Source organism: Methylobacterium sp. A49B (assembly GCF_053346215.1).
The window spans coordinates 17,561-33,585 of record NZ_JBKFBO010000066.1 but is presented as its reverse complement, the minus strand read 5'-3'; the positions used below and the strand labels follow the sequence as shown (position 1 = coordinate 33,585).

Sequence of the window (16,025 nt, the reverse complement as noted above, 5' to 3'; positions counted from 1 at the left end):
CCACCTCCACCGGCTCCTCCTCCTCCGGCGAAGGCACGTACGCGCACCACTCACAGATCCCCCGCTCGGCCCCCCGCGGCGCGTTCCGCTGTGAGCAGAGCGGACACACCAGAAGAATCAGCCGCCCGCCGGCGCGCAGGGCCAGCCCGCGGCCCCGGAAGGTGACCTCGGTCGGCCCCGTCGCCCGGCTTTCGCTCCCGCCCCCAGCCGCTCACCTGCTGCCCCCTGCGGCCAGCCGGTGATCCGCCGCACCACGCCGCCCGTTCGATCCCGTCCGCATGGCGAAGCCGCCCCCCAGCGTTGCTGCCAAGATTGATCCCGCCGAAATAAGCCCCGAGCCGGCGAATGGCTCCGCTTCCAGCTGTGCACGGGAGCGGGATGCGCGCGGGGCCGATCGCCCGTATGACACATCCCACCGGAACGGGAGCGAGGCGGGATCCGATGCGGGGCGAACACGGCGCGGCGGTCGAGGGCCTGCCCACCTATGCCGACGTGGCGCGTGCGGCCGAGCGCATCGCGGGGGCCGCGCACCGCACGCCGGTCCTGACCTCCCGCACCGCCGACGCGCGGACCGGTGGAAAACTGTTCTTCAAGGCTGAGAACCTGCAGCGGGTCGGGGCCTTCAAGTTCCGCGGGGCCTACAACGCCATCAGCGCCCTGACCGAGGCGGAGCGCGCCCGCGGGGTGCTGACCTTCTCGTCAGGCAACCACGCCCAGGCGATCGCCCTGGCGAGCCGGCTGCTCGGTGCCCCTGCCACGATCATCATGCCGGCAGACGCGCCGGCCGCGAAGATCGCCGCCACCCGCGGCTACGGCGCCGAGGTCGTCCTGTACGACCGCTACACGCAGGACCGGGAGGCGCTCGGCCGGTCGATCGCCGAGCCCCGGGGCCTGACGCTGATCCCGCCCTTCAACCACCCGGACGTCATCGCCGGGCAGGGGACCCTCGCCCAGGAGCTGATCGAGACCGCGGGCCCCCTCGACGTGCTGGTGGTCTGCCTCGGCGGCGGCGGCATGCTGGCGGGCTGCGCGCTCGCCGCCGCTGCGCTATCGCCGGGCTGCCGGGTGATCGGCGTCGAGCCGGAGGCCGGCAATGACGGGCAGCGCTCGTTCCGCGAGGGGCGCGTGGTGACCATCCCGGTGCCCCGCACCATCGCGGACGGCGCGCAGTCGACGGCGCTGGGCGACCTCACCTTCGCGATCATCCGCGACCGCGTCGCCGACATCCTCACCATCACCGACGCGCAGCTCGTCGAGACCATGCGGTTCTTCGCGAGCCGGATGAAGATCTTGGTCGAGCCGACCGGCTGCCTCGCGGCGGCGGCGGTGCTGCACGGCCTCGTGGACGTGACGGACAAGCGCGTCGGCGTGGTGATCAGCGGCGGCAACGTCGACCTCGCGACCTTCGCGCGGCTCACCGCCGGGGATGAGTGAGCAGGCGCGCGCGGGCAGGCCGCATGGCTCGCCACACGCCTTCGAAGCCACGGATCGGCTGTCCCGCTCACGCCCTACATTTTGAGGTGCCGGAGCAAAGCGGAGGCCTCGAAGGAGCCCGCCAGATCGCTCCGAGATCCCTGGAGCTCTCCTTCGAGGCCCGCTGACGCGGGCACCTCAGGATGAGGGGGGGCGGATGGGATCATCCGATCGCCTTGACATCGGGCAAGCCCCTCCGCCGCCGAATGCCGGGCGGGTGTGACCCGGGCGCGGTGGACCGGCCTCAACCCAATGCTTATCTTGTGCGCGTCAGAATACGCGTCCCCGGGCCTTGAACCCGGATGGGCGGGAGGGTGACGATGTCGGGTAGCTTCAAGGTTCTCTCGCTGACCGATCGGGCGGCCGATCGGATCAAGGCGATCATGGCGGAGGCGGACCGGCCGATCGCGGGCCTGCGGGTCGGCGTCCGCAACGGCGGCTGCGCCGGAATGTCCTACACGATGGAATACGCCGAGGCGGCCAAGCCCGGGGAGGACGTGGTCGAGGATCGCGGCGTCCGGGTCTTCGTCGATCCGAAGGCGGTGCTGTTCCTGCTCGGCACCGAGATGGACTTCACCACCAACAAGCTGGCCGCGCAGTTCGTGTTCAACAACCCGAACCAGACTTCGGCCTGCGGTTGCGGGGAATCCGTGGCGATCACGCCGGTCTCGGCAGACCGGGTGCCCGTCCGGGCCTGACGCCCGGCCGTCGGGCTTCGCGCGATCCGTCGGGGGCCTGCCCCGACGACCCGCCGAAGGGCCGCGCCCTCCGGGACCCCGTCACGCCACCTGCGTCAGCGACTCGGCCGTGTCGTCGACGGCGCGGTTCCGGCCCGCACGCTTGGCGGCGAACATGCACAGGTCGGCCCGCTCCACGAGCGAGGCCGGCGTGTCGCCCTGGCGCAGCACCGCCACGCCGAGGGAGACCGTGATCTTGCCGAGCGACTCGCCCGTCGAGCGCTTGATCAATTCGCGCCCCATCACGCTGGCGCGGACCGTTTCGGCCATCTGCCGGGCCGCGGCGCGGTCGGTGTCCGGCAGCACGATGCCGAACTCCTCGCCGCCGAACCGGGCGAGGTGCGCCTGCGTCCCGGCACTCTCGCGCATGACGATCGCCACGAGCCGCAGCACCTGATCGCCCGTGAGGTGGCCGTACAGGTCGTTGAAGCGCTTGAAGAAGTCGATGTCGAGGATGATCAGGCTCATGGGCAGCTGGCGCCCGCGGGCGGCCTCGACCGTCGCCTTCAGGGTCTCCTCGAAGTGCTTGCGGTTGAACAGGCCCGTGAGGGCGTCGGTCAGGCTCTCGAGCCGGGTCGCCTCCAGCTTCTCGCGCAGGGTCTCGATCTCGCCGCGGGTCTCGCGCATCCGCGCCTCGAGGGTGCGGTTGTTGGCGGCGACCTCGCGGGTTGTGGAGACCAGCGTGGTGAGGATCTCGCCCAGCCGGGCGCGGCTCGGCGCGCCCTGCGCGAGATCCAGCGCCAGCCCGCGCAGCGACTCGCCGTACTGGGCCGTGGAGCCGAGGGACAGGTCGAGGATCTCGGTGACCGCCGCGATCTCGGACAGCACCACCCGGCTGACATCGTCGATGGCGCTCGCCAGCCGCCGGCCGTCCAGATAAGCCTCGTGCAGCGTGTCGATATCGGACTCCGTCAGGCAGCCGTTCTGCGCGGTGAGGCGCTTCACGGCGTCGCCGAGCAGCGGCAGCTCACCCGAGACGTAGGCGTACCAGACCGCGTAGGCCCGCGGCGTCGCCGCGGGGCCGTAATCGCGAATCAGATCGTGGGCCCGCTTCGCCAGGGCGAAGCTGCGGTCGCGATCCGAATGGGTGTCCTGGCTCATCCCTGTCCCGCCGCCCGAGCCGCCGACGCTTCAATCCGTCGTGGCTCGAAAATCAATGTAGGGCAGGGTGGTAGCCGGAGAGTTAAGCCAGGAAAGACTGCTGTTACTTCTCTTTCTTCGCCAAGACTGGACGAAGCAGGAAGGCTGGAACGTGCGAGCCGAGGCCGACCGGCGTCTCGCCGTCCGGCTCGGCCCGGCGCCCGCGCTCCTCGCGGCCGGTTTCGGGGCGCGACGCGGCGCGGGCCTCGCCGCGGGGCGAGGCCGGACGCGCTTCGGCGCGCTGGGCCGTCGACGCGCTGCCGCGGCGGGCGCGGGGCCGGTCCGCCGCCTCGCCGTCGGCCCTGGCCTCACGCTTCACGTCCCCCTTGGCGTCATCTTTGACGTCACGCTTGACGTCAGACTTGGCGTCGCCCTTGGGGGCGCCCCGGCCTGTTCCCTTGGCCGAACGCCCGCCGCGGCGGCCCTCGCCCGACCGGCCGCGATGACGGGTGCCGGTCTCGCCGGATCCCTCGGCCACGGTCGACAGGTCACCGTCGAGCCACGGGACCGGCTGGCCGATCAGCGCCTCGATGGCGCCGAGCGAGCGCGAATCGTCGGGCGACACCAGCGTGTAGGCGGTGCCCGACCGGCCGGCGCGGCCGGTGCGCCCGATCCGGTGGACGTAATCCTCCGGGTGGTGCGGCACGTCGAAATTGAACACGTGGCTGACCGCGGGAATGTCGAGGCCGCGGGCCGCGACGTCGCTGGCGACAAGGAGCGCGGTGTCGCCGCTGCGGAACGCGTCGAGGGCGGTGGTGCGCGCGCGCTGATCCATGTCGCCGTGGAGGGCGGCCGCGTCGAAGCCGTGGCTCACCAGAGACTTCTGCAGCATGGCGACGTCGCGCTTGCGGTTGCAGAAGATGATCCCGTTCTTGAGTTCGGCCTCGCCGCGGATCAGGTCGCGCAGGCGCTCGCGCTTGCTGTGCCCCTCCGGTCCGGTGGCGACCAGACGTTGCGTGATCGTGGTCGCCGTGGAGGCGGGCCGGGCCACCTCGACCCGCTGCGGGTTGTGCAGGAACATGTCCGCCAGCCGCTCGATCTCGGGCGGCATGGTGGCCGAGAAGAACAGCGTCTGCCGGGTGAACGGTACCATCTTGGCGATGCGCTCGATATCGGGGATGAACCCCATGTCGAGCATGCGGTCGGCCTCGTCGATCACCAGGAGCTCGACGCCGGTGAGAAGCAGCTTGCCCCGCTCGAAATGGTCGAGGAGACGCCCCGGCGTGGCGATCAGCACGTCGGTGCCGCGCATCAGCTTGGCGTCCTGATCGGCGAAGGAGACGCCGCCGATGATCAGCGCCACGTTGAGCTTGTGGTTGGTCCCGTAACGGTCGAAATTCTCGACCACCTGGGCGGCCAGCTCGCGGGTCGGCTCCAGAATCAGGGTCCGCGGCATCCGGGCGCGGGCGCGGCCGTTCTCCAGGAGCGTCAGCATCGGCAGCGTGAACGCCGCGGTCTTGCCGGTGCCCGTCTGGGCGATGCCGAGGACGTCGCGGCGGGCCAGCACATGGGGGATGGCTTCGGCCTGGATCGGCGTCGGCTCGGTGTAACCCGCCGCTTCGACGGCGTTCAGGACTTTCTCGCTCAGTCCCAGGTCGGAAAAAGGCATCTGCGTTCAGGAACCGTTGCGCGCCCGGCCGGCGCGATGGACACCGTCGCGGCAACGGCAGGGGAGAAGGCTCGCGCGGGACGCTCGGATGCTCCCGGGGCCGCAGGGCGCATGGTTCCTGTCAGTTAGGGGCTTGGCGCAGCTTGTCAATCTCGCAATGCGTCCCGGCGCGATGCCGCGCACAGTCGATCGGGCCGCATCAGGGTCGCAGATGCGCCGCCGCGGGCGCCAGACAGGGGTCCAGCCGCGTCGCCCGCGCGGCCGGAATCGCACCGGTCGTCACGGGATCCTCCGGCACGCGGCCCGCGGCCAGGGTGATCGCCGGGGGCGCTTCCGCCGGGACGCTCCACCGGGCCAGCTGGGCGGCGGCGAGCACGGCCACGAGCCCGATGAGACCCGACACGCGCACCGCCCAGGGCAGGGCGCTCGCCGCACGGGCCGGGTGCCCCAGATCCGGGTCCTCGGACGTCGGGCGTCGCCTGCCGAAAGGCTGGACGCCCCGGTGATGGCGGCTGTGCATGGGCGGCTCTCCGGGCCGGGCGCGGGGCCGCCCTCGGCGCAACTTCCGGCAACAGGGTTAATGGTCGGCTTACGTTAGACCGTCGCCGCCAATCCAGTTGTCCCAGAATATAACGGCGGCCCCGCGCCCCGCCTGCGCGACGGTCGACAGACTCCACCGCGCCACGAAGGTCTTACGGGACACCGCCGAGTCCCACGCCCGCCAGCGTTACTCGGATTCTTATCCTTCTACCGGCCATGTCACCGCAGGATTAGCGCGGCGACCCGGGATACCGGCTGTTAGTCTTCATCTTTCGTTGACGGGATCGTCCTAGTCTCACCCTGCTTGTTGCGGGAAAGCGACAGACCTGCCGACCGAGAGCGCCTTGAAGGCTGCCGGCTCAAGCTAAACCAGGACCTTTGGAACCATGAAGAAGCTTCTCCTTGCCTCAACGGTGCTTGTCGCCACCACCGCGGCCGTGTCCGCCGCGGATCTGCCGCGCCGCGCCGCCCCGCCGCCCGTGTTCACCCCCGTCCCGGTCTTCACCTGGACCGGATTCTACTTCGGTGTGAACGCCGGCTACGGCTTCGATGCCAGCAGCCGCAACACCTCCAACTACGCGCTGCCGGCCGGCTCGCTGATCAACTCGCCCGGCACCAACGGCGTCGTCAGCGTCAACAACCGCAGCAACAATGACGGGTTCAGCGGCGGCGCGCAGATCGGCTACAACTATCAGTTCACGCCGGGCTCGGGCGTCGTGATCGGCTTCGAGGCCGACGCCCAGTACGTCGACTTCGCCCGCCGCGCCGACGCGACGCAGAACTACGCCTTCGGCGGCCCCAGCACGGGCATCGCCTTCGCGCCGCCGCGCGCCTACGTCGCCACCAGCGGCAACGGCCTCGACTACTTCGGCACCGTGCGCGGCCGTCTCGGCTACGCCTTCGACCGCACCCTCGTGTACGGCACCGGCGGCTTCGCCTACGGCTCCGGCCAGGACGACCAGAACTTCGCCGGCAACCGGTTCCGTGACAGCTTCCGCACCGGCTGGGCGGCAGGCGGCGGCATCGAGTACGCCCTGCCCACCGACTCCTTCCTGAACTTCTTCCGCTCCTCGGCCGTGACGCTCAAGGTCGAAGGCCTGTACGTCAGCCTCGACCGGCAGAAGAACACCGCCGGTGGTGTCTTCTACGGCAACCTGCTCCCCCCGAACGGCACCGCCTATCTCAACGGCGCCGCGGCCAAGACCGAGTTCGCCGTCGTCCGCGCCGGCCTGAACTACAAGTTCGGCTCGTACTGAGATCGAAGGCCGGAGCCGGCTCGACCGGCTCCGCGCACGGGGAGGGCCCGGCCGCAAGGCCGGGCCCTTTCGCGTTGAGGCGCGGTGTCTCAGAGCCGGCGCGGGTGCGACATGCCCGTCCGGAACCGGGCCGGCATCAGACGATTGGCCGGGTGCGCCGCGATGAGACGGGGCGCTTCGGAGCGATCGGCCATGCGCAGCCACATCCTTCTCGCATCGCTGGCGGCCATCGGCCTCGCGGTTGCACCAGCCCTGGCCCAGGACGCCACCGTGATCGGCCGCGACACGGTGCTGCCGGGAACCGGTCCGGGCACCGCCACGGACGGCAACAGCGTCAGCCGATTGATGGAGGCCCCGAACGCCGAGGATGCCGCCAAGCGTCAGGGTCTGAAGCCCGCCACCTTCCTCACCTCGAAGATGATCGGCGTGACGGTGCGCAATGCGGCGGGCGAGAACGTCGGCACGATCGAAGATCTCCTGATCACCGACGGCGGGACCTTCAAGGCGGTGGTGATCGACGTGAGCGGGTTCCTCGGGCTCGGCAGCAAGCGGATCGCGGTAGAGCCCGGCGCTCTCGTGCTGCGTCCGGGCGGGGACCGGTTCTCGGCGGTCCTCAACATGAGCAAGGACACGGTGGCGGCGGCCCAGCCGTTCGATCCCGCGAAGGTGATCCCGGCGCCCCGATAGGCCGCGACCGGAGCCCGTCATCCGTCGTTGCGAGCGGAGCGGCTCCATCGGCCGGCGCGGCGAGGCCGCGCCGGCGCGACCCCATCAGATGTCGAGATCGGCCCCTTCGGCGAAGGCCGCGCGCTCGCTGATGAAGGCGAAGCGCGCCTCGGGCTTGTTGCCCATCAGGCGCTCCACCGTGTCGCCGGTGGATTCCCGGGCCTCGTCGAGGACCGCGACGCGCAGGAGCGTGCGCTTCTTCGGGTCCATGGTGGTCTCCTTGAGCTGGGCCGGCATCATCTCGCCGAGGCCCTTGAACCGCCCGATCTCGACCTTGCCGTTCTTGAACACCGTCTTGATGATGCGCTCGCGATCCGCGTCGTCCCGGGCATACGCCACCTTCGAGCCCTGCTGCAGCCGGTAGAGCGGCGGGATCGCGAGGTAGAGGTGCCCGCGGTCGATCAGCTTCGGCATCTGGCGGTAGAAAAATGTGATCAGCAGCGAGGCGATATGGGCGCCGTCCACGTCGGCGTCCGTCATGATGATCACCTTCTCGTAGCGAAGGTCCGCCTCGCGGAAGGCCGAGCCGGTGCCGCATCCGAGCGCCAGGGTGAGATCCGAGATCAGCTGGTTGGCGCCGAGCTTGTCGCGCGAGGCCGAGGCGACGTTGAGGATCTTGCCGCGCAGCGGCAGGATCGCCTGGGTCGCCCGGTCCCGGGCCTGCTTGGCCGAGCCGCCGGCCGAGTCGCCCTCGACGATGAAGATCTCCGAGCCCGCGGTGCCGGCCGCCGAGCAGTCGGCCAGCTTGCCGGGCAGGCGGAGCTTGCGCGTCGCGCTCTTGCGGGCGACCTCCTTCTCCTGGCGGCGGCGCAGGCGCTCCTCCGCCCGGTCGATCACCCAGTCGAGCAGCTTGTTGGCCTGGGCCGGGGAGGCGGCGAGCCAATGGTCGAAGGCGTCGCGCACCGCCGTCTCGACGATGCGCTGCGCCTCCACGGTGGCGAGCTTGTCCTTGGTCTGGCCCTGGAACTCCGGCTCGCGGATGAACACCGAGAGCATCGACGCGCAGGTCGCCATGACGTCGTCGGTGGTCACCGCCGTCATGCGCTTGGCCTGGTTCACCCGCTCGGCGTGCTCCCGCAGGCCGCGCAGCAGCGCGACACGCAGGCCGGCCTCGTGGGTGCCGCCCTCGGGCGTCGGGATCGTGTTGCAGTAGGAATGCGAGATCCCGTCCTCGGCGACCATCCAGGCCACCGCCCATTCGAGCGAGCCGTGCGAGCCCGGCTTGGTGATCTTGCCGGAGAACATCGCCTCGGTGACGAGTTCCTTGCCGTCGATGTCCCGGGCGAGGTAGTCGCGCAGCCCGTCGGGGAAGCGGTGCACGGCCTCCGGCGGCACGTCCTCCAGCCCTTCGAGCAGGGCGGGGGCGCAGCGCCAGCGGATCTCGACGCCGCCGAACAGATAGGCCTTCGAGCGTGCCATCTTGAACAGGCGGCGCGGATCGAACTTCAGCGATCCGAAGATCTCGGCGTCCGGATGGAAGCGGACCCGCGTGCCCCGGCGGTTCTGGACCCGCCCGACCAGTTCCAAGGCCCCCTGCGCGTGACCGCGCGAGAACGTCTGGCGGTAGAGCGTCTGGTTGCGCGCCACCTCGACCTCCAGCAGGTCGGAGAGGGCGTTGACCACCGAGATGCCGACGCCGTGCAGCCCTCCCGAGGTCTCGTAGACCTTCGAGTCGAACTTGCCGCCGGCATGCAGCGTGGTCATGATGACCTCGAGCGCCGACTTGCCGGGGAATTTCGGGTGCGGGTCGACCGGGATGCCGCGGCCGTTGTCGGTGACGACGAGCGCGCCGGTCTCCTCCAGCTCCACCTCGATGAAGCTGGCGTGACCCGCCACCGCCTCGTCCATGGAGTTGTCGATCACTTCGGCGAAGAGGTGGTGCAGGGCTCGCTCGTCGGTGCCGCCGATATACATGCCGGGGCGACGCCGGACGGGCTCCAGCCCCTCCAGAACCTCGATGTCGGAGGCGGTGTACCCTGCCTCCGGCGCAGCCGATGCGAGCGCGGTCACCGAAGCCGAGGCGTCCAGGCGCCGCCGCGGCTCGGCCGGGCGGACGGCGGACGCCTTTCCGCCGGGTCCGAACAGGTCGCGCGCCGGGTCGCTCACGCGCGGCCTCCGCAGGCGCGGCGCATCGGCTGGCTCAGGATCACGCAGACGGGTCTTGGGTCGTGGAGCATGCGCCTTCATCCCCGCATGATAGCGGAACAAAACGTAAACATCAAAGGCCTTCGCCCCCTGGCGATGCCGCCGCCTTATCGCATGCTGCGCCGCCGCGAGCGAGGGCCGGCGCGGCGCCCCGGACCGGTCGCGGTGCGTCGATCGTCATCACGACGTTGCACAACATTGGGTTAAGGCTTTCCCATGATCAGCCTGTCCGCGCTCAGCAGATTGCCGCCGGAACAGAACGATCGGCCCGGCGTTAGCGCCGCAGACAAGACTTGACCGTGGTCAGGGAGCCGCAGTCGATGAGTGACGCCGCGATCGAAGCCCGCCGCCTGACCCTGATCCGCTTCGAGCACGCGGCCGGTGCCGCCTTCGGCTGCGAGGACGATGCGGCCGGCGTGCCGCCCGCCCGCGCCCTGGTGAACGCCACGACGATCACGCTCGCGACCTTCGCGACCGCGGTAGCCGCGACGATCACCTATCTGGTCTGAGGCGGGCAGGATCTCCGCAGCGCCTCGGTGCGGCGGTCCATCCTGGCTCCGATTCTCCCTCAAATCCCGAGGCGATGGAGCGCGGCGGACGCTTCGAAGGAGCCCTTCAGCCAGCCGCGCGCGTCCTGAACGCTTCTTCGAGTCCCGCTGACGTGGACACGTGAGAAGAGGGGTGGGATGGAGCCTCGTCGCTGCGTCCGAACACGCTCCTCGACGTATCCCTCAGCCGGAACTCGACTTCTTCGCCGCCGCCTTCTTGGCCGCGGGCTTCTTCGCTGTCGTCTTCTTCGCCGCCGGCTTGTCGCCGCCCGCGGCACGCGCCGAACTCTTCCGGACCGCGCCGCGCTTGGCCGGCTTGCCGCCACCGGAGGCGCGCTTGGCATTCACCAGGGCGATCGCCTCATCGAGGGTCAGCGCCTCGGCACTGAGGCTCTTCGGCAGCGTGGCGTTCACCTCGCCGTCCGTGACGTAGGGCCCGTACTTGCCGGCCTTGACCACGAGGTCGCGGCCGCTGGCCTCGTCCTTGCCGAGCGGCCGGCCCGGATCGGCGGCCGGACGGCCGCGGCCGCCGCCCTGCTCCTTGGCGACGATGAGGTCGATGGCGCGGTTACCGCCGATCTCCAGCACGTCGTCGTCACGCCCGAGATTGGCGTAGGTCTTCCCGTGCTGCACGTAGGGCCCGAACCGGCCGAGATTGGCCAGGATCGGCTCGCCGGTCTCGGGGTGGCGCGCGACCTCGCGGGGGAGCGCCAAGAGCGCGAGCGCCTTAGTCAGATCCACGTCCGACGGGCTGAGCCCCTTCGGCAGCGACGAGCGCTTCGGCTTCTCCGCGCCCTTCTCGGTCGAGGCCTCGCCGAGCTGCAGGAACGGACCGAAGCGGCCGTCGCGGAGCGTCACGGGCAGGCCGGTCGCCGGATCGTCGCCCAGCACGCGCACGCCCGGCTGGCCGCCCTCGGGCGAGGAGCCGTCGCCCTCGCCCTCGACCCCGGAGGCCGAGAGCTGGCGGGTGTACTTGCATTCCGGGTAGTTGGAGCAGCCGATGAAGGCGCCGAACTTCCCGAGCTTCAGCGAGAGCTGGCCGGAGCCGCAGGTCGGGCAGGTGCGCGGGTTCGAGCCGTCGCCCTTGTCGGGGAAGATGTGCGGCCCGAGGAGGCCGTTCAGCGCCTCCAGCACGTCGGCGACGCGCAGCTCCTTGGTCTCGCCGATCGCCGCCGAGAAGTCGCGCCAGAAGTCGCGCAAAACCGCCCGCCAGTCGATCTCGGCATTGGAGACGCGGTCGAGCTGCTCCTCGAGGCCGGCGGTGAAGTCGTACTCGACGTAGCGGCGGAAGAAGCTCTCGAGGAAGCCCGTGACGAGCCGCCCCTTGTCCTCCGGCTGCAGCCGCTTCTTTTCGAGCTTCACATATTCGCGGTCGCGCAGGGTCTGCAGCACCGCCGCGTAGGTCGAGGGCCGGCCGATGCCGAGCTCCTCCATGCGCTTCACGAGGCTCGCCTCGGAGTAGCGCGGCGGCGGCTCGGTGAAGTGCTGGGTCGAGCTGATCCGCTCGCGGGTGAGCGGGTCGCCGGCCTTCATGGGCGGCAGGCGACGGCTCTCCTCGTCCTCCTCGTCGTCCTTGCCCTCCTGGTAGAGCGCGAGGAAACCGTCGAACTTCACCACCTGGCCGGTGGCGCGCAGGTCGATCGTGCGCGGCCCGACCTTGGCGGTGACGTCGACGGTGGTCCGCTCCAGCTCGGCCGATTCCATCTGGCTCGCCATGGTGCGGGTCCAGATCAGCTCGTAGAGCCGGGCCTGCTCGGGCTCGAGGTGGCGGGCGACCATCTTGGGCAGGCGGCCCATGTCGGTGGGGCGCACCGCCTCGTGGGCCTCCTGGGCGTTCTTGGCCTTGACGCTGTACTTGCGCGGCACGTCCGGCACGTAGCGGTCGCCGAACTCCTTGCCGATCACACGGCGGGCGTCCTGGATCGCCTCCGGCGCCATGTCGACGCCGTCGGTCCGCATGTAGGTGATGATGCCGACCGTCTCGCCGCCGATGTCGACGCCCTCGTAGAGGCGCTGGGCGACCCGCATGGTCTGGGCCGGCGCCATCCCGAGCTTTCGCGATGCCTCCTGCTGGAGGGTCGAGGTCGTGAAGGGCGGCTGCGGGTGGCGCTTGGCGGGCTTCGCCTCGACGCTCGCCACCTGGAAGGTCGCGAGCTCCAAATCGCGCTTGAAGGCGGCGGCCTCGTCGCCGGTGCCGACGTCGAGGCGCTGGATGCGCTTGCCGTCGGCGCCCACGAGGCGCGCCTCGAAGGTCGCGCCGTCGGCGGTCGTCAGGGTGGCGATGAGCGTCCAGTACTCACGCGGCTTGAACCGCTCGATCTCCATCTCGCGCTCGACGACGAGGCGGAGCGCCACCGACTGCACGCGCCCCGCCGAGCGGGCGCCGGGGAGCTTGCGCCACAGGACCGGCGAGAGGTTGAAGCCCACGAGGTAGTCGAGCGCCCGGCGCGCCAGGTAGGCGTCGACCAGCGCCTGGTCGATCTCCCGCGGCTTGCGCATCGCCTGCTCGACCGAGCTCTTGGTGATGGCGTTGAAGGTCACGCGCTCGACCGGGATGCCCTTGAGCGCCTTGCGGGCGGTGAGCGCCTCCAGCACGTGCCAGGAGATCGCCTCGCCCTCGCGATCCGGGTCGGTGGCGAGGATCAGCTTGTCGGCGCCCTTGACCGCCTTGGCGATCTCCGAGACCCGGCTCGCCCCACGGTCGGCCAGCTCCCAGACCATGTGGAAGTCCTGCTCGGGATCCACCGAGCCGTCCTTGGGCGGCAGGTCGCGGATATGCCCGAAGGAGGCGATGACTTCATAGTCGCGACCGAGATACTTATTGATCGTCTTGGCTTTGGCCGGCGACTCGACGACGACGACTTTCATTCAGACCTCTGCCCCTGACGGAGCCTGGGCTCGACGGACGAATTCTGTTCGAGATTCGCGCGGGACAGAGGCCCGCCGTCGGGCCGGGGCCGCGCGCCGGGGACAAGTGGGTCACGGGCGGCGGGATGTCAAATGACGACCGTGACGCAAGCCTCGCCGAAGGGACTCGTCGTAAGCGGCGCGAGCGGCTTATTTGAACGGTGCGCGATGGCGATCCCAATTCCCTGGCGCCTACCCTCCCCCCTCTGCGGGGGACGGTGGCCCCTGCGTCAGCAGGGGTCGGGAGAGGGGAACCTGGGTTCAGAAAAGGGCGCAGCCATCACACAGCACAGAGCTTTGTCCTGCACCGTCTCTCCCCTCTCCCGACCCCCTTCGGGGGCCACCCTCCCCCGCAGAGGGGGGAGGGAGGTGGCGCGTGGCAGTCCCGGATGAGGAAGGCCAATGTCAGAGAGCAGAGGCGTTACGCACCGCTCATCCGTTGAGGCCGCGATCAAGAGCGATCTGGCCCGGGTGGACGCGCACGTGATCACGCCAGAGGAGTACGACGAGATCCCCGAGTTGACCGACGCGATGCTCGCGCGCGCCGACTCCTATATCGGCGACCGCCTCGTGCGGCGCGACCCGCCTGACAAGATGGGCGGACCGGTCGTGATCGGTCTCCTTCCGGAGGTGGTCGCGCATTTCCGCGCCCAGGGGCCGGGCTGGCAGGCCCGCATCAACGCGGTGTTGATGGAAACGATCGAGCGCGAGCGCGGGGAGATTCCGCGTTGAGCGGTCAGATCCCCGCGTACCACTCGTAGCCGCGATCCTCCCAGTAACCGCCGCCGCCCTGGCCGATCCCGGCGAGCGACTCCACCATCTCGACCCGCATCACGTACTTGGCCTGCTTGTAGCCGAGCTGGCGCTCGACCCGCAGGCGCAGGGGGGCGCCGTTCGAGACCGGCAGCGGCTTGCCGTTGAGGTCGTAAGCCAGGATCGTCTGCGGGTTGAAGGCGTCGTAGAGGTCGATGCTCTCGTAGTAGCGGATCGGAATCCGCTTATCCTCGGGCTCCGCGGCCGGGCTGCCCTGGCCCCAATCGTCCTTGGGCGCGTCGGTGGCGGTGGGTGCGCCGCCCCGATCCTCCGCGGCGGCGAGCTGGACATATCCGTCCCGCACCGCGCCCGGATGGCCGGGCCGCAGCAGCGTCGCCCCGTCCTGGCGGCCGGCATATTCCAGCGTGTCGGCGCAGTGGAACACTGCGAACCGCGCCTGCGGCTTCAGCCCGGCCTTCTTCAGAACCTCGGCGAGCGGCACGCCGGCCCATTGGCCGATGCAGCTCCAGCCCTCCACGCAATCGTGACGGGTGATCTGCGTCCGCGCCGGCAGGGCGCGCAGATCCGCGAGGCTGAGCGAGAGCGGCGTCTGCACGAGCCCGTCCACCGTCAGCTTGAAGTCCGAGAATGTCCGCGCCGCCAGCGCCCGATAGGCGCGGTCCGGCGGGTCGATGGTGCCGTTCGGCTTGAACCAGGGCGAGATCATCGAGGCCGGGAATTCCCGCGCCAGGGTCGTGGGCGACATCAGCAGGCGCTGGACGTACGCGTTGGCGTCCTCTCCGATCTTGAGGGTGCGCTGACCGGTCTCGGTCCCGGCGAAGCGGTCGCAACCGCCGAGCAGGGCGGTGCCCATCAGCCCGGCGCCGGTGGTCAGGAGCTTGCGGCGGTGGAGGATCATCGCGCGGTCTCCCGGTCGCGGCCGAGGCTGAACCAGCCGGTGATCATGCCGCGCATGTTGTTGACCAGGCCGGAGACCAGCACGAGCAACACGTGGACCACCACGAACAGGACGATCAGGCCGGCGGCGATGAAGTGGACGCTGCGTGCCGATTGCCGGCCGCCGAACAGCTCGGTCAGCCAGGGCCACGCGGCATCCATCCCGGGCGACATGGCGAGGCCGGCGAGCACCATGGCGGGCAGCAGGCCCAGCACGAGGACGAGGTAGGTCAGCTTCTGGATGACGTTGTAGCGCTTGGCCTCCGTGCCCTCGGGGAAGCGCAGGAGCAGGTGCTCTTTCACGGAGCCGCCGAAGTCGCGGATCTGGTCCCCGTCCGGGATCAGCCGGCGGCGGAGCTGGCCCGAGACCAGCCCGTAGAGCAGGTAGACCGCGCCGTTGATCACGAGGAGCCACGCGAACAGGAAGTGCCAGCGCCGCCCGGTGGCGAGGTCCTGATCGGCCGGCAGGGTCGCCCAGGACGGGAAGGCCCGTTCCACCTCGGTGCCGCCCTGCTTCGACAGGCCGAGCACCCCGGTGGTGTCGAGGGTGCGGGAGCCGACCGTCACGACGCCGCGGTTCCTGCCGTCGCGGCCCTGCTCGCTGGTGATGGCGAGCGCCGGATCGTCGAAGGTCGAGACCGCGCCCCAGTAGAGGGCCGGGTGGGCGTTGAAGATCTGCAGGCCGCTCATGAGCAGCACCAGCAGCACCGCGGCGTTGATCCAGTGCGCCACCCGGATCACCAGCGGGTGGCGGTAGAACCAGCGGCGGCCCTGCCGGTCGACGGTCTCGGGGGCTTCGAGGGCAGGGGAGGCGGCCAAGCGTCTGAATCCCGGATCAGCGGCGCGAGGCCGGGAGCGTGCGAATCCCGACCGTTCGGGCGGATACGTGGGGCAGGGGCGTTCGGTTACCATCCGCGGGAAAAAAGGCCGCAGGCGGCCGGACGGCTCGCCGGAGCGCCCGGCTTCACACAGTGAAGGATGAGAACAACGACCCACCCATGCGCCCTCCCTCCCCCCTCTGCGGGGGAGGGTGGCCCGTGCGAAGCAGGGGTCGGGAGAGGGGAGCGCGGCTTTCGGAAGGGACGCGCCTTGCATGAAGGGCGGTGCCCTTTTCTGCACCGTCGCTCCCCTCTCCCGACCCCCTTCGGGGGCCACCCTCCCCCACAGAGGGGCGAGGGGGAGCCGCGGAGCCGTTCATCGCCCATCAGATAAGGATGTGTGCACATCGTAGCCC

Annotated in this window: 13 protein-coding genes; 6 read left to right on the top strand and 7 right to left on the bottom strand. The window is 70.3% G+C overall.

All coding sequences use genetic code 11. The features are described 5' to 3' along the window. Positions 1-441: 441 nt before the first annotated feature. Entirely contained in the window at positions 442-1,434 is a 993-nt protein-coding gene (locus tag ACLBX9_RS05745; RefSeq protein ID WP_447718239.1) for a threo-3-hydroxy-L-aspartate ammonia-lyase, read from the top strand. A 359-nt stretch (positions 1,435-1,793) separates the two neighbouring features. Continuing rightward, positions 1,794-2,171, top strand: coding sequence for a HesB/IscA family protein (locus tag ACLBX9_RS05740; protein WP_447718238.1), 378 nt, complete (start codon positions 1,794-1,796; stop codon positions 2,169-2,171). An 81-nt stretch (positions 2,172-2,252) separates the two neighbouring features. Here the strand turns inward: ACLBX9_RS05740 and ACLBX9_RS05735 are convergent, their stop codons facing one another. From ACLBX9_RS05735 to ACLBX9_RS05725, 3 genes are all read right to left on the bottom strand, one after another. After that, complete coding sequence (locus ACLBX9_RS05735) at positions 2,253-3,311, bottom strand: GGDEF domain-containing protein (RefSeq protein ID WP_010685463.1); 1,059 nt, start codon at positions 3,309-3,311, stop codon at positions 2,253-2,255. A 103-nt stretch (positions 3,312-3,414) separates the two neighbouring features. Continuing rightward, positions 3,415-4,959 (bottom strand): DEAD/DEAH box helicase, encoded by a 1,545-nt coding sequence (locus ACLBX9_RS05730; protein WP_447718237.1) that lies wholly within the window; start codon positions 4,957-4,959, stop codon positions 3,415-3,417. A 199-nt stretch (positions 4,960-5,158) separates the two neighbouring features. Beyond that, the gene (locus ACLBX9_RS05725) at positions 5,159-5,479 is read right to left on the bottom strand and encodes a hypothetical protein (protein ID WP_447718236.1); all 321 of its coding nucleotides are present in this window, start codon (positions 5,477-5,479) and stop codon (positions 5,159-5,161) included. 406 nt (positions 5,480-5,885) lie between these two features. Here ACLBX9_RS05725 and ACLBX9_RS05720 point away from each other — a divergent pair, with 406 nt between their 5' ends. After that, on the top strand, positions 5,886-6,755 hold the full coding sequence (locus tag ACLBX9_RS05720) for an outer membrane protein (RefSeq protein ID WP_010685460.1): 870 nt from the start codon (positions 5,886-5,888) through the stop codon (positions 6,753-6,755). 192 nt (positions 6,756-6,947) lie between these two features. Continuing rightward, entirely contained in the window at positions 6,948-7,442 is a 495-nt protein-coding gene (locus ACLBX9_RS05715; RefSeq protein ID WP_447718235.1) for a PRC-barrel domain-containing protein, read from the top strand. An 84-nt stretch (positions 7,443-7,526) separates the two neighbouring features. On the opposite strand, the gene parE is transcribed toward ACLBX9_RS05715, so the two are convergent. Further along, positions 7,527-9,587: a DNA topoisomerase IV subunit B gene (gene parE / locus ACLBX9_RS05710; protein WP_010685458.1), complete on the bottom strand. Its 2,061-nt coding sequence runs from the start codon at positions 9,585-9,587 to the stop codon at positions 7,527-7,529. A gap of 359 nt (positions 9,588-9,946) precedes the next feature. On the opposite strand from parE, the gene ACLBX9_RS05705 reads away from it, so the two are divergent. Next, complete coding sequence (locus tag ACLBX9_RS05705) at positions 9,947-10,135, top strand: hypothetical protein (RefSeq protein WP_010685457.1); 189 nt, start codon at positions 9,947-9,949, stop codon at positions 10,133-10,135. A gap of 222 nt (positions 10,136-10,357) precedes the next feature. On the opposite strand, the gene topA is transcribed toward ACLBX9_RS05705, so the two are convergent. Then, on the bottom strand, positions 10,358-13,042 hold the full coding sequence (gene topA / locus ACLBX9_RS05700) for a type I DNA topoisomerase (RefSeq protein ID WP_447718234.1): 2,685 nt from the start codon (positions 13,040-13,042) through the stop codon (positions 10,358-10,360). Between the two features lie 510 nt (positions 13,043-13,552). On the opposite strand from topA, the gene ACLBX9_RS05695 reads away from it, so the two are divergent. Further along, positions 13,553-13,813 (top strand): BrnA antitoxin family protein, encoded by a 261-nt coding sequence (locus tag ACLBX9_RS05695; RefSeq protein ID WP_447718233.1) that lies wholly within the window; start codon positions 13,553-13,555, stop codon positions 13,811-13,813. A gap of 4 nt (positions 13,814-13,817) precedes the next feature. On the opposite strand, the gene ACLBX9_RS05690 is transcribed toward ACLBX9_RS05695, so the two are convergent. Continuing rightward, a complete protein-coding gene (locus ACLBX9_RS05690; protein ID WP_447718232.1) occupies positions 13,818-14,753 on the bottom strand; it encodes a molybdopterin-dependent oxidoreductase in 936 nt (311 codons plus the stop codon). Beyond that, positions 14,750-15,610 carry a cytochrome b/b6 domain-containing protein gene (locus ACLBX9_RS05685; protein WP_447718231.1) on the bottom strand — a complete coding sequence of 287 codons (861 nt, stop codon included), beginning with the start codon at positions 15,608-15,610 and terminating at the stop codon, positions 14,750-14,752. The genes ACLBX9_RS05690 and ACLBX9_RS05685 overlap by 4 nt, the downstream gene beginning before the upstream one ends. Positions 15,611-16,025 lie beyond the last annotated feature (415 nt).

What these genes read in the sequence shown, in the direction of transcription:
- ACLBX9_RS05745 (WP_447718239.1), top strand. Translation starts at nt 442, where the DNA reads ATGCGGGGCGAACACGGCGCGGCGGTCGAGGGCCTGCCCACCTATGCC.
- ACLBX9_RS05740 (WP_447718238.1), top strand. Translation starts at nt 1,794, where the DNA reads ATGTCGGGTAGCTTCAAGGTTCTCTCGCTGACCGATCGGGCGGCCGAT.
- ACLBX9_RS05735 (WP_010685463.1), bottom strand. Translation starts at nt 3,311, where the DNA reads ATGAGCCAGGACACCCATTCGGATCGCGACCGCAGCTTCGCCCTGGCG.
- ACLBX9_RS05730 (WP_447718237.1), bottom strand. Translation starts at nt 4,959, where the DNA reads ATGCCTTTTTCCGACCTGGGACTGAGCGAGAAAGTCCTGAACGCCGTC.
- ACLBX9_RS05725 (WP_447718236.1), bottom strand. Translation starts at nt 5,479, where the DNA reads ATGCACAGCCGCCATCACCGGGGCGTCCAGCCTTTCGGCAGGCGACGC.
- ACLBX9_RS05720 (WP_010685460.1), top strand. Translation starts at nt 5,886, where the DNA reads ATGAAGAAGCTTCTCCTTGCCTCAACGGTGCTTGTCGCCACCACCGCG.
- ACLBX9_RS05715 (WP_447718235.1), top strand. Translation starts at nt 6,948, where the DNA reads ATGCGCAGCCACATCCTTCTCGCATCGCTGGCGGCCATCGGCCTCGCG.
- ACLBX9_RS05705 (WP_010685457.1), top strand. Translation starts at nt 9,947, where the DNA reads ATGAGTGACGCCGCGATCGAAGCCCGCCGCCTGACCCTGATCCGCTTC.
- topA (WP_447718234.1), bottom strand. Translation starts at nt 13,042, where the DNA reads ATGAAAGTCGTCGTCGTCGAGTCGCCGGCCAAAGCCAAGACGATCAAT.
- ACLBX9_RS05690 (WP_447718232.1), bottom strand. Translation starts at nt 14,753, where the DNA reads ATGATCCTCCACCGCCGCAAGCTCCTGACCACCGGCGCCGGGCTGATG.